The sequence below is a fragment of the Marinoscillum sp. 108 genome, from assembly GCF_902506655.1.
GTDB lineage: Bacteria > Bacteroidota > Bacteroidia > Cytophagales > Cyclobacteriaceae > Marinoscillum > Marinoscillum luteum.
This window is the reverse complement of sequence record NZ_LR734808.1, coordinates 948,609-962,160: the sequence shown is the minus strand read 5'-3', so window position 1 is coordinate 962,160 and position 13,552 is coordinate 948,609. Positions and strand designations below refer to the sequence as shown.

The following is a 13,552-nucleotide window of genomic DNA, read 5'->3' as shown; positions in this document are numbered from 1 at the left end:
AATAGGGGGTATATCCATGTTATTTGTTTATTTGTCGGAGTATTAAAGGAAATGGAAGAAGTATTATCAAAGTATTTTTCGGGAGAAGCATCGGACGAAGAAATTAAATCCGTGCACGAGTGGAGGAGTGCCACAGAAAATAACTCAAAAGAGTTTCTTGAGTTCAAGAAAATTTGGTTAGCCTCCCAACCAATTGAAGAAGGAAATCCGGCCATGTTGAACAGTATTTTGGCCGATGAGGAGAGCGCACCGAAAATAATTCCGATTTGGAACCAAAAAATTTTCAGAATTGCTGCAGCGATTATTGTGGCATTGGGGCTGGTGTTTGCGCTTTATCCTAAGAAAGCAGATAACCACTATGGCCAGGTGGTTGCCACGGTGACACCCTTTGAGCTACCAGATGGCACTATTGCCACCTTGCAGCGTGGAGCCAGCATTACCATTGGCGATTTCAAAGACAAACGCGAGGTTTTTCTGACAGGAAAAGCATTCTTTGAAGTGGAACGAAATGAAAATAAACCCTTTATCGTGAATACCACCAATGTCCTTGTGGAGGTTTTGGGGACTTCATTTGTGGTGGATGCCCGTGAGGAGAGAAATGCCGTGGAGGTAATGGTGAGTAGTGGATCAGTGGCTATGGCTCAAAACCCCGAGGTGTTTGGCAGAAGAGCTATGAAAATCAACCTGGAGAAAGGGGAGATGGGTATCATTCAGGTAGGAGAGCGCGGTATCAAGAAGCGCAAAATTACTGATGATAATTTCCTCTCATGGAAAACCAGGGTGATTACCTTCAAGTCTACCAGCTTGAATGAAGTTTCTAAAACGATGAATGAGGTGTATGGGGTGACATTTGATTATGAGAATCAGATGCTCAAAAACTGTGTGCTTACGGCTAAGTTTAATGAAAAGACCGTTGATGAGGTGGTCGATATCATTGCTGAGACATTCAATTTCACTTATGTGAAAACTGCAGATAAGATATTATTTACAGGGAATAGCTGTAAGTAGTCGAGACGATTATTGTACGCTAATTAAACAAAGAAAAAGCCGGAACTCTTCCGGCTTTTTTAATTTGGTGCGGGTTGAGTATTGTCAGGAAATGAATGCCTTTTTTACCTGAGCAAAGACCTCATTGTTGGTTTCTGGGTCAGTGAATATTTCCAGTAGTCTTGGGGTTTTTCCTTTTTTCACAATGGACTTCATGGCTTTTTCCACACCTGCAGCATCTTTGGCCTGGTAGTAATCAAAACCGTACTCCATGGCCGTGAATCTTGCAGAGTGGGTGTGTCTGGTTTCAAAGTGCTGTTGCAGCTCTGGTAGGGCTGATGGCCCGGGAATTAACCGGAAAATGCCACCACCACCATTGTTAAATACGATGATAACTAGTTGACTCAAGTCGTAGTGGTGAAAGAATGCGTTTCTGTCATAAAAGAAGCTAAGGTCACCGGTGAGCAAAACCGTCAGTCGATCGGATACCAATGATCCTCCCACGGCAGTGCCGTTTGTGCCATCTATCCCGCTGGTGCCTCGGTTGGCAAAAACCTCGGTGCCTTTCGGTAATCCTTGTATGAAGTTGACATAGCGGACAGGCATGCTATTCGCCACGTGCAGGTCTGTGGAGTCGGGCAGGAGCTTGATCACTTTCGCAAAAGCCAAAAACTCAGAAAACTTCATGTTTTCAAAGCTTTCGGTTAGTCGTCTTTCTCCCTTACTATCCTCCACGGCCCAGTTTTGGGCAAAATTCTTTCTGATCTGAAAACTGAAATCACTAAGGTCTCCTTTCGAGTCAGCCATAGCTGCCAGAAAACGCTCGGGCTTGGCCTGAATGAGCTTGCTCATGCTCTGAAAAGGATCAGCTGATACCATGGCTTCATCGATGTGCCAATGTTCTTTGGGTGGATTCTTACGTAGGAAAATCTTAAGGTTCTTGGAGATCACTGATCGGCCAAATGTCACGAGTAGATCCGGCTGCAGACTCTCTGCGAGCTTACCTTCTACGGAAGCCAGAAAGAGGTCGTGGTGTCGGATGGCGGCCTGTCCTGATATGTTGGAGATCACATCACCAACTACCACCGCCTCACCCGTGAGCCTTCCCAACGCCTCGTTGAGCTCAGGGGTCAGGGGTTGTTGCCCGGGTACGATCAGCCTTTTGTCAAAGTGTTGCCATGCTTCGGCCAAGGATGAAAAGTCAGGTGACAATTCAGAATAATGAGGAGAAATAACCCAAGGGTGATCTGAGAACGTCAATTGATCGTTCGGTTGAGGGTAAAAAGGCTCCCTGAATGGGATATTGATGTGAACCGGCCCTTGCGGAAGCTGTGTGGAAAGGTTCACCGCCTCATTGAGCTTTCGCGAATATTCCCAGGCCAAATCCTCATGCTCAGTCTGAGCAGGTAGTTCAAACGTCTCTTTCACAAAATTCCCAAGTGCACCTACCTGATGGATAGTCTGGCCATCTCGTTGTCCTTGCCATTCAGGTGGTCTGTCTGCAGAGATCACGATAAGGGGGATTTGCTGATACCAGGCTTCAGCGATAGCAGGTGCATAATTGAGCAGAGAGGTACCAGATGTGCAGCAAAGCACCACGGGTTGCCGGAGCTTTTGGGCCATCCCAAGAGCAATAAACCCAGCGGATCGCTCATCGACGATGTTATAGATTTTTATGTCCGGGTTTCTGGAAAAACTGATGGTGAGCGGTGCATTTCTGGAGCCCGGGGAGAGTACCACATGGGTGACACCTTTCAAACTCAGTATTCTGGAAGTATCGAAAACCGTTTGACTAATCATGAATAAATCACCTTTAAGAGGGTTTGCATTTTATTGTTGGTTTCCTGCAGCTCCTTTTCCGGGCGGGAGTTTTCTGTGATGCCTGCCCCGGCATAGAGTCTCGCCTTTTCTTTGAAAAGCTGCATGCATCGCAGGTTGACAAACAGTCTGGAGTTTCCGTCTAAGCCTACAGGGCCCAGAAATCCCGCAAAAAGTTCACGTTCGTAGCCTTCATGGGTGCGGATAAAATCATTGGCCAGCCCTCTCGGAGAACCACATACCGCTGATGTAGGGTGTAGTAGTTCCAACATCGTACTGCCCAGCAGTGGACTGTTGGTTTCCTTCATATCCACCTTAAAGGAGGTTTTTAAATGCACCAGGTCGCCGGCTTTTACGGTTTTTGGACCCACCTCTTCAAACTCCCTCAGTCTTATTTTTTTGAAGCATTCGATGATATAGCGACTGACCATGGCTTGTTCTATGATCTCTTTTTGAGTCCAGGGTACATCGCTGAGGTCTTCCACCTCACCCAGCACCTGTGTGCCTGCAAGGGCATCAGTACTGAAGTAGTGTTCGTCCTCAATAGCAATGAGCTTTTCTGGAGTAGCACCCATCCATGCACCAAATGTGGAGGTCTGTACCAGGTAACAGAACGCGTTGGCGTAGGTTTGATCCAGCTTTTCAAAAATCGCGATGGGATCGAAGCCTTCCGGGAGATCAAAATCCTGATAGCGGGAGAGAACGACTTTGTGTAATTCGCCTGATTTGATGTGATCGATGGCCTCAGTGACCATTCCTTCAAAATCAGGATGGAATTCACTTTCCTGAGGGTTTCTGCCTAGTGCCGACAGTTCCACCTGATCTATGGCCAAGGTGAATGCCTCCAGATCAGATGCCTTTAGAGTGGTGCTCAGGGTTACTTTTGATTCGGGCCCCTGAATGTTAATTATAATATCGCCTTTGAGGACCAACGGATTTATTGGATGGCTTTGGTCATAGCTATTGATCACAAAGCACTGTTCAAGACGTTCTATTTCTGCCTCTGCGTGACGTTCTTCACTGGTGATGTCTATCAGGGCTAGAATGTCGGTGGTGTTGGGAAGTCTCCACAAAGCTACTGGGTAGGTGGTGTTCAGCATTTTTCTTACAAGCTCCAAGGCTTGATGTCTCGTGGAGATTTGCTCAATTGTACTGGCTGTAATTTGCGTACTCATAAGGTTTATTTCTTATCTAAAATGGCCATGGTGATTTTACTAATGGCCACCAAATCTCCAGCTTCGTTGGTGATTCGGATTTCCCAAAGGTGGGTACTACGGCCTACATGCAAAGGTGTTGCTTTGCCATATACGTAACCTTCACGAGCAGATTTGATATGATTGGCATTGATTTCCAGCCCCACCGCAAACTGCCCCTTGGGAGTCACAATCAAGCTGGCTGCCACACTACCCAATGTCTCGGCCAATGCTACCGAGGCACCACCGTGTAACAGTCCCATGGGTTGTTTGGTTTTCTCAGAAACCGGCATTTTAGCGATAAGATAGTCTTCACCCACTTCGGTGAACTCAATGTCAATATGAGAGACGAGGGTATTGATGGAAAATTCATTCAACCCCTCTGGGGTAATTCCTTTGGGAAACATGCTTTCTATTTTGCCCTAAAAGTAAGCAAAGGTCGCTATTACACCATGATGGTTTTGGATAATGAATGGTCATTATTGAAGGAAAGTGTTTGAATGAATTAAGTTTGCGGCTTTGGTAAAAACTGAGATCTTTTGAAAAAGCTTTATATCATTCGCCACGGCGAAACAGAATACAATAAATTGGGCATGGTGCAGGGTAGTGGGATAGATGCTCCCCTCAATGAAACCGGAGAACTACAGGCGGAAGCTTTTTATCAGGCTTATCATCACATCCCTTTTCAGAAGATTTATACCTCCAATCTAGGTCGCACACAGCAGACGGTGCAAAAGTTCATCGATCAGGGGATTCCGTATGAGGCATTGGCAGATATGCGTGAGATCAGCTGGGGCTCCCAGGAGGGTGTGGCTTTTACCCCCGAGTCATCCACTGAGTACCAACGGATTTGTGAGTCATGGACTCAGGGAAATCTTACTGCCAAAATTCAAAATGGTGAGAACCCACTGGAGGTGGCTGAACGTCAAAAAAGGGCCATGGATTACATCCTGAGCCAACCGAACGAAAACCCGGTATTGATTTGCATACATGGGCGGGCCATCAGGATCATGATGTGCTGGATGCTCAATTACCCATTGAGCCATATGGATCATTTTGAACACACCAATACCGGACTTTACCTCGTTAACTGGACGGGAAGTCAATTTTCTATTGAGTTATTCAACGAAACTTCGCATCTTGAGCCGTAACGAAGGTGCTGGTGCATGGCTAAGAAAAGAATTCATGTAGAAGTAGGTAAATACAAGCTTGAGCTCTCAAACCTGGATAAAGTACTCTATCCGGAAGGTGAAATACTGAAGGCCCAGGTGATCGAGTATTACCTCACGTTGGCACCCACCATTCTCCGGCACATCAAAGGCCGACCGCTCTCGCTGGTGCGCTATCCTGATGGCATCTATGGCGAACAATTTTTTCAAAAAAACCGACCCGACTGGACACCGGACTGGATCGATTACATCAGGCTGGGAAAGGAGCGAAAGAAAGAATACATCGTGGCTAGAGAAGAGGCTACTCTTGTTTGGCTCGCCAATCTGGCCTGCCTGGAGATTCACCAGATCCATAGCTTCAGTGAGTATGCAGATAAACCCGACTACATTGTTTACGATCTCGACCCCCCCGAAGGAAAGGATGATTTTGAAGAGGTTAAGTCATTGGCATTCAGTCTTAAAGAAGAGCTGGAGCAGTTGGATTATCACGTATTCGTAAAAACCACGGGTGGCAAAGGGCTACATCTGATCACGCCACTTGAAGTCAATTATAGTTTTGATGAATGCTTTGATACGGCCAAGAAGATTGCAGAAGCTTTCATCCGAAAGCACAAGAACACTACGCTGCACCTGAACAAAGAGGCAAGAAAAGGCCGGGTACTCATTGACATCTTTCGAAACAAATCTTCGCAAACCATAGTGAGCCCGTACAGCCTTAGAGGCAGGGCAGGAGCTCCTGTATCTGCGCCCATCACCTGGGAGCAGCTTCAGGACATACAAGGCGCTCAGGAGCTCACCATTGCACTCGTGAAGGACATGGTGCTGAATGATGGTGATCCGTGGGAAGATATTCGCAGTTGGGCAGTGCCATTGCATACAGATACTCAAAGAAGGTCTGTTTATAAAAATTTACCACAGAACCCCAAACACAAGAGTCCCGAGCAGCTGGCCGAATATGAGCAGAAGCGTGATTTCGGAAAGACACCTGAACCTTACGTGCCTGAGGATGATGGTAGGGGCAATCGATTTGTGATTCAGAGACACCATGCTTCTCACCTCCATTATGACCTGCGTCTGGAGCAGGACGGTGTGCTCAAATCCTGGGCGGTGCCCAGAGGAATGCCCCCGGTGCCTGGTGTGAAGCGGCTGGCGGTGCAAACGGAAGATCACCCGCTGGAATACTTGTCATTCGAAGCGGAAATCCCCAAAGGGCAATATGGAGGAGGTATGATGTGGATTTATGCAGCAGGCCGGTATGAGATCACCAAGGAGAAGAAAAACGGCTTTTACTTTAGACTATCAGGTCCACAGATCAATGCAGAATATAGGATGCACCTGATGAAAAATAAAGAATGGCTGCTGGAGCGGGTAGATAAACCCCAGCAGAATTTTCTAGAGATGGAGGTTCAGCCCATGGTGGCAGAGGCCTTAAAGAAGCCGCCGAAAGGGAATTATCGCTATGAGGTGAAGTGGGATGGGATCAGGGTCATGATTACGTTGAATGAGGGGAAAATGATCATCAGGAGTCGAAATATGAATGATATCACCGCTCAGTTTCCCGAGTTAAATATTCCCGAAGAAGCCTTTCGTGTTAACAATGGTGTTTTTGATGGCGAGATCGTATGCCTGGATCCGCAGGGCAGGGCTGATTTCCGAAAGGTAATTAAGCGCCTGATGACCAAAAAGCAGATGGAGATTGACTATCAGGTCAGGAAGAGTCCCGCGTATTGTTACCTGTTTGATGTTCCTTATCTGGATGGACGGTCATTAGTCAATGATCCATGGATACGCCGCAGGGAATGGCTGAAGGACTCCTTCCGGAAAAACACCCCTTATCGGTTCAGTGAAGATATAGAAGATGGACAGGCGCTCTTTGAAGCCGCCAAGACGATGGGTATAGAAGGTATCATGGCTAAGGATCCACTGGGAAAGTACTACCCAGGCAAAAGATCCACCGCCTGGTATAAAGTAAAGGTGAAAAACACGGTTGATGCCTTTGTGATCGGGTATACCAAAGGAGAAGGGGACCGGGAGCGGTATTTTGGTTCGTTGCACCTGGTAGAGCTGGAGGGCGATCAGCTGGCTTACAGGGGTCGGGTGGGCACGGGTTTTACTGACAAGCTGCTTGCGGAGCTCAAAGACTATTTTGATTCACTGGAAGTAATCGAAAAACCCATCTCCGAAAAAGTATCAGAAGAATCAGTTTGGTTTAGACCAGTTCCATGTGAAATCGAGTACACTTCCCTCACCAAAGACAGGCACTATCGGGATGCTGTGTTCAAGCGACTCAGAGAAGACCTTTAGAAGATTACAACAGGTAATGGCTATTCAGTTGAAATTCAGGTGGGTGTTGCTTTAAAATTCAATCTGCGCTCTAAGCAGTGGGGCGGGTGATGAGAGTAGATTAATTACGAATTATAAAGGGCTGATAATTAATAATATAAGCCTATTGAGTTGGTTTAATTATTGAATCTTTATTAACTTTCTGCTGAAAGTTAACGCGACAGAGTCATGAGAGCAATTTGGAAGGGTCACATTCGATTTTCCCTGGTCACCATCCCCATCAGGATTTACAATGCCATAGATAACAAGCAGACCATATCTTTTAATCTGCTGTCTAAGGAAACCCACAATCCGGTAAAGTATGAGAAGAAGGATAAGGTAACCGGGGAGACCTTGCGTACTGAAGATATTGTAAAGGGCTATCAGTATGAGCCGGGTCAGTTTGTGATTGTGGACAATGATGATTTTGAAAAAGTAAAACTCAAGAGCACCAAGGTAATTGAGATTGAGGGGTTTGTAGACGCCAGTGAAGTGCATGCCACCCTGTTTGACTCACCTTATTTTGCCGGCCCGGATGGAGATGTCGCCGCCAAAACTTATGGCTTGCTATCCGAAGCGCTCAGGGCTTCAGGAAAAGTAGGGGTAGGTAAAGTAGTACTGCGTGATCGGGAAAACGTCGTTTTGCTCACACCACATGAGGGAGGCATTTTACTGTATAAATTGAGGTATCCTGAGGAAGTAAGAAGCATTAAGCAGGTACCAAAGCTGGATACGCTGGAAGAAGCCATCGACGCGGAGCAGCTCAAAATGGCAAATACCCTGATCGACTCTATGACAAAAAGTTTCGAAGATATTAAATTAGAGGATCGATACAATGGTGCGCTTAAAGAGGTGATCATGAATAAGATAGAAGGCAAAGAGGTGATCAGTATCACCGAAGAGGAGCCTGAAGTAGTGGATATCATGACCGCTCTGAAGCAAAGTATTGAACAGGCCAAGGCAGACAAGAAGCCTATGAAAAAAGCCAAGAAAGAAGTGGAGGAAACCAAAAAGAAAAGAAAGGCTAGCTAATGGCCAGAGTGATCAAATTTCCAGTAACCCCACCAGAAAAGCTAGGGCCCAAGAAAGTAAAGAGAAAAAGAAGGCGACCCGACCCAGAAGACTATGGCCAAATGAACCTGTTTGATGGCCCAGTTAAAGAGGGGCGACTGGTGAGTTTACCGCAGTCCGATAGCTTTTTCGAAGAAGCCCTGATGCTGGATGAACAAAATGATCCAGAGGCAGAGAAATACTATTTACTGGCTATTCAGCATGATCAGTCGGTGGTGGATGCTTACTGCAATTTGGGTATCCTCAAATCTCAGCAGAACGAGCTCGCCAAGAGCATTGACTATCTCACCAAGTGCCTGGAGCTCAACCCGAGGCATTTTGAAGCCCACTATAACCTCGCCAACGTATATTCCGATATGGGCAATTTTCCGTTGGCCAAAACCCATTATGAGGTGTCCATCAATATAGACCCGGATTTTCCGAACAGTTACTACAACCTTGGTCTGGTACTGATTTCGCTAAAAAAATACAAAGAGGCCATTGACGCCATCGATCAATACATTAACAGGTCACCAGACAATGACCATAAAATTGCTTCTGAACTGATAAAAACCTTAAAATCCTTTGCCTGATGAATGATAAAAACCAAATACTCGCTGAGCATTTCGAACGACTCAAAGAACTGATTCCTGAAGTTTACAGCCAAAAGATGATGAGCGCAGGAGGTGATGAAAATACCCAGCTATTTCAGCTACTCAAAAGAAGCCTTGGGATAGTGGAAGCCATCTACTTACAAGGAGGAAGTCCATTCAATCCGGCCACTGTGGAGGAATACGCCCAGGTGATCAAAGAAGTGAAAAGCATGGGCTATAACTACAACGGAAATGAGGGGCTTTTGGAGAAAGCCACTGGTCAGCTCATCATGAAGGCTAAGAAACCCATGGAAAAGGCCAAAGGGAAGAAAAAAGAATCTGGGAGCGATAGAAAGGCCATGTGATGCAGAATTACACCAAGAGTTTGCTAGTCATTCTGGCTGTTTTGAGCCTTATTGTATTTTCCCACTGCGGTGATGATGATGTGACAGGTACGTGTGCCGGGTGCCCGGACGATGCTGTTTGGTCGGTTTTTGGTTCAGAAGAGTGCTACGAAACGATCGAAAAGTGTGAGGCAGCCGAAAAGGGTGACTGTGTCATTTGTAATTGATCATACAATTCGCATATTTTTAAACACCGAAGAATCCACGATATGACTAAGAAATTAAGACTTTTCGCCCTTTTGGGCACATTTACCCTTGCAGCGCTGACCATTTCCTGTGGAGATGATGATCTGCAAAGTTGCACCCATTGCTCAGATGACGCTCCTTATGGAACCCTGGATGGTGGCTGCTACGCCACTTTGAGTGACTGTGAGAGCAATGAGTCAGGGAATTGTGTCATCTGTCAGTAGTCAATCCACTTTAAGCAATTCTACAATCTGCTCTGTCAGCTGATCAATATTCACGGCTTCCAGATTCACTTCCTCAGGCTCGGTTCCTTTTTTGATTAGGCTGACCCGTGCGCGAATGAGGTCGCCGGATTCGGTGTATCTACCGCTGATGATGGTTGCTCCACTAAAACTCTTATCATCTACGAAGACAATAGGCGCGTCTTTAGCTTTACTCAGCTCCACTAGTTTGCTGTCCATCAGATCGCTGACTCCCAGCCGATCATAGATGGAACTTTCGTCCTGAAAGCGACTATGAACGTACACTGGTTTTGGTGCTTTGATTGCAATCTTCTCGCGTGATGATTCAGAGAGTTTACCGATATCAAAGCTTTTCCCGTCTTCGGGCATTCTGATTTCAGGTCTTTGGATTCCTCCGATTTCCTCTGCCAGTTCGGGCACTTTGTTGGCTGCAAACTGAAAGAGGTCCATTACATCCACGAATCCGTCTTCATGAAGCGCAGCTCCTTTCATACCGAAGAGCAGTGAGTAGGTGAGCAGCCCCTGACCAAACAGCGTAGTTTCGTAACTCACAGCATCTGCAGCAGAGCCCGCCAATACAAATAGTCCTGTGCGGTCTTTCATTCGCTCCAGGGCACGTATTTGCGTGGAACTCATAGCACTTCTGGAAGTGGCCAGAGAGGATGCCAGCCGTCCGGAGTGGCACGCATCGATAATGAGGATTTGCTTCAGAGCCGGCACAGATTTGATATATTCTGTAAACTCGCTGCTCGCAATAGCCGAGTTCTCCCTGGTCAGGCTATTGTTCATGTCACCACTTTCTGCAGTACAGGTGAGGTAATAAAAGTCACTATTTTCACCACCCTGGTTTACTCCGTGTCCCGAGAGATACACTAGCAATACGTCATTGGCTTTGGCTTGTTTGGAGTAGCTTTCAAAAGCAGACTTGATGTTTTCTTTGGTCGGCCAAAAAGCCTTTTCCTGATCGGTCGTCAGGAGTGTGATATGCGTGTTTTCTGCACCCAGGTATTCCTGCGCACTTAGGCCTATAGCATTGGCCAGGTCTGTGGCATCTTTGGCGGCATATTTCAGATCCAGCGCTTCTCCCGCATAATCAGAGCTACCCGCGATAATGGCGAACATACGTGGCGTTACGGTGTTTTTCTCTTCTCCGAAAATGTACAAGCTCTTTTCTTCCGAACTAAGTGTTCCATCTGAGTTGTAGGCCTTAATGGATACTTTATTGACCCTGTCATTATATAGAAAAGGGTGGTTAGTGATGTCATAGTCAATCTCTATTGATGCTTCATTGGTCACTGATGCCGCCCGCACATCGCTGCTTACTTCTTTTCCATTGATCATGATGATCACCCGTCCGATGCCTCCACCACTGTTGCTGAGATTGATTCCTAACTTGCCGTTGTTTTTGAGTGGGTGATCCAATGATAGCTCCGGGTAAAGCGAAACTCCCGACAGATCTGCTGAAGTGCGTATCGGCTCAGCATTCAGCCCCAGTAGCTTAGAAAGGAGGTGTGGCTCATAGTAAGCAGATTTCATCTGGGATAATGCCACGATCTTGCCACCCTTCACATAATGCAGTTGATCCATCGCACGAGGTGTAGCGTCAAACAGACCTTTCGGGGTGGTGATCACATATTGGTCATCGTCTAAAGGAACTACCGACCCTTTCAGTGGGTTCTGTGCATTATTCAGGTCCCAGATGTTGATTTTTCCATCCACAGCTGAGCTAAGCAGGTGTCCATTGATAAATGCAATGGAGTTGGTAAACCCGGCATGTCCCTTTAGAGTAGAAGTGACCTGACCGTCCCGAACATCGATGATTTTGATGCTGAAGTCGGGACCACTTTCACCACGTTTGGTGGAGTTTCTGATTCCAATGAGATATTGACCATCAGGTGACCAGTAGATTTTATCGCTGTGTCCCTCTGTAGGGATCGTAAGTGTTGAGGTTTTTTGATAATCCTTATCAAAAATGTGGATCGTCTGATCGTCTCGAAGGAGCGTAGCGGTAAGCCCTTGCGCAGAAATGGAAATGTCCTGAATCTCCTTGATTGGGATTTCCTTGATTGCTTTTAGGGTGATGGGATCATAAATACTAAGGCCAGAGGGCGTTTGAAAAACGAGCCTTCTGCCATCGGGCGAAAACTCATACTGCTGACCATCCTTTACCTTAAGGTTCTTGGGTGTTTTGCTTTTGAATTGATAAAAATCAAAGTCGCTGCTGCTACTCTTTCTGAGGATGTATTTGCCTGTGGGATCAAATGTGATGGGGGTGGTGCTGTATTCGCCTTTGGCTTTCAAAGTGAAAATTTCTTCCCTTGAGATCAGGTTCACAACCCTGATTTGTTCATCCATTCCATAGGCTGCTATGACCGGATTCACCGGGTGAAAGTCAATGGCCCGGGTTCCCAATTCACTTCCTGTGAGGATCATATCCGATTGAGTACCAGTAAGGTCTATTACTTTGATGGAGCCATGACCTGAGGCAATGGCCAGCTGATTTTCTGCCCGATTCACGGCAAGGTCATAAACTGCGGCGGCTGTCCCTTTGAATATGGGGCTTGTCCACAGCTTGTTTTTCAGATCGTAGGTGCGTATAACCTGCTGATAATCTGCTATCAACAATAGGGTATCTGCAGCTACGGTCATTGCCCTTAACCCAAACTTAAATGCTTCGGAATTTTTATCTGTTTCGATCTCGAAAGAGAGCGGAAGGGCCTGGAGGGTTTTAGCGTCAAATACTTTCACATTTTCATTGGCATCCCGGCCACAGGCATATACCAGGTTCTGAATCGGATCCGAAACCACCCGATAATTTCTCAGACTGAATGGCGCCGACTTGGTGATCCCAAATGTCTTCCAATCAAGCTTGATGAGTTCTCCCGCATCAGTGCCCAGAAAAGCACCTGTTTGACCTGAACTGATACTACCAATGCGCGCTTCGGAAACTTTCTGTTGATTGATCACCTCTCCGGTGGTGACGTGGATAATAGCCAGCTCCCCCTGACCACCGCCTATGATCAGGTAATTTCTCATGACTGAAATGGATTCGATGGATTCAACTGGTGACGACCATTGAGCAATTTGACTGCCAGATGCAGCATTCCATATTCCGATCTGCCCGGCTGAAGCAGTCACCAAAGTGTCTCCTCCAGAGGTAAATCGTACTTGTTTAATTTTTTCGTCATGTGCCTGGATGGTCCATTTTTTCAGGCCATGGTCACTCCAGAGGATGAGCTGACCACCATCATCTCCGCTGGCCAACCACTGCTTCCGGGGATGGTAGGAGATGGCATTAACAGATTGCTGATGATGCAGGTGGTATAGCTCTCTTCCCGACACATGGTCCCAAAGTTTTACCTCAGTGGATCCATCAATGGAAGCCACCCACTGCTGTCCAGGTGAGACAGCCATATCCACTACACGCCGGGTATGTCCCAGGGGAATGATTAATTCAGTGTCCTGTGCAGCAACTTGTGATAAAGCTGTGATGAAGAAGAATAGGGTAGCAAGTGATCTCATGAGGCAATAAATTAGCGGGCTAAATTTAGGTAAAATATGACTTGAAATCTCTTACCAAAAACCAAA

11 protein-coding genes are annotated in these 13,552 nt (G+C 46.5%); 7 read left to right on the top strand and 4 right to left on the bottom strand.

Features of this window, described 5'->3' with window-relative positions; genetic code table 11:
* The first annotated feature begins 51 nt into the window (after nucleotides 1-51).
* Nucleotides 52-1,008: a FecR family protein gene (locus tag GV030_RS03920; RefSeq protein ID WP_159580013.1), complete on the top strand. Its 957-nt coding sequence runs from the start codon at nucleotides 52-54 to the stop codon at nucleotides 1,006-1,008.
* 84 nt (nucleotides 1,009-1,092) lie between these two features.
* On the opposite strand, the gene menD is transcribed toward GV030_RS03920, so the two are convergent.
* The 3 genes from menD to GV030_RS03905 are packed head-to-tail and all read right to left on the bottom strand — an operon-like array spanning nucleotide 1,093 to nucleotide 4,405.
* Nucleotides 1,093-2,787: a 2-succinyl-5-enolpyruvyl-6-hydroxy-3-cyclohexene-1-carboxylic-acid synthase gene (menD, locus tag GV030_RS03915; protein WP_159580011.1), complete on the bottom strand. Its 1,695-nt coding sequence runs from the start codon at nucleotides 2,785-2,787 to the stop codon at nucleotides 1,093-1,095.
* The gene (locus GV030_RS03910) at nucleotides 2,784-3,980 is read right to left on the bottom strand and encodes an isochorismate synthase (RefSeq protein ID WP_159580009.1); all 1,197 of its coding nucleotides are present in this window, start codon (nucleotides 3,978-3,980) and stop codon (nucleotides 2,784-2,786) included. Before GV030_RS03910 ends, menD begins: the two co-directional genes overlap by 4 nt.
* 5 nt (nucleotides 3,981-3,985) lie before the next feature.
* Complete coding sequence (locus GV030_RS03905) at nucleotides 3,986-4,405, bottom strand: hotdog fold thioesterase (protein WP_159580007.1); 420 nt, start codon at nucleotides 4,403-4,405, stop codon at nucleotides 3,986-3,988.
* Nucleotides 4,406-4,537: 132 nt separating this feature from the next.
* Here GV030_RS03905 and GV030_RS03900 point away from each other — a divergent pair, with 132 nt between their 5' ends.
* The 6 genes from GV030_RS03900 (at nucleotide 4,538) to GV030_RS03875 (ending at nucleotide 9,946) form a co-directional block, all read left to right on the top strand.
* Nucleotides 4,538-5,149, top strand: a complete 612-nt coding sequence (locus GV030_RS03900) for a histidine phosphatase family protein (RefSeq protein ID WP_159580005.1) — start codon at nucleotides 4,538-4,540, stop codon at nucleotides 5,147-5,149.
* Between the two features lie 15 nt (nucleotides 5,150-5,164).
* Nucleotides 5,165-7,471, top strand: a complete 2,307-nt coding sequence (ligD, locus tag GV030_RS03895) for a non-homologous end-joining DNA ligase (protein ID WP_159580003.1) — start codon at nucleotides 5,165-5,167, stop codon at nucleotides 7,469-7,471.
* A gap of 207 nt (nucleotides 7,472-7,678) precedes the next feature.
* Nucleotides 7,679-8,521: a Ku protein gene (locus GV030_RS03890; protein ID WP_159580001.1), complete on the top strand. Its 843-nt coding sequence runs from the start codon at nucleotides 7,679-7,681 to the stop codon at nucleotides 8,519-8,521.
* Nucleotides 8,521-9,132: a tetratricopeptide repeat protein gene (locus GV030_RS03885; RefSeq protein ID WP_159579999.1), complete on the top strand. Its 612-nt coding sequence runs from the start codon at nucleotides 8,521-8,523 to the stop codon at nucleotides 9,130-9,132. The genes GV030_RS03890 and GV030_RS03885 overlap by 1 nt, the downstream gene beginning before the upstream one ends.
* Nucleotides 9,132-9,497: a hypothetical protein gene (locus tag GV030_RS03880; protein WP_159579997.1), complete on the top strand. Its 366-nt coding sequence runs from the start codon at nucleotides 9,132-9,134 to the stop codon at nucleotides 9,495-9,497. Before GV030_RS03885 ends, GV030_RS03880 begins: the two co-directional genes overlap by 1 nt.
* Before the next feature lie 248 nt (nucleotides 9,498-9,745).
* Nucleotides 9,746-9,946: a hypothetical protein gene (locus GV030_RS03875; protein WP_159579995.1), complete on the top strand. Its 201-nt coding sequence runs from the start codon at nucleotides 9,746-9,748 to the stop codon at nucleotides 9,944-9,946.
* On the opposite strand, the gene GV030_RS03870 is transcribed toward GV030_RS03875, so the two are convergent.
* The gene (locus GV030_RS03870) at nucleotides 9,947-13,486 is read right to left on the bottom strand and encodes a caspase family protein (protein WP_159579993.1); all 3,540 of its coding nucleotides are present in this window, start codon (nucleotides 13,484-13,486) and stop codon (nucleotides 9,947-9,949) included.
* Nucleotides 13,487-13,552: the final 66 nt, after the last annotated feature.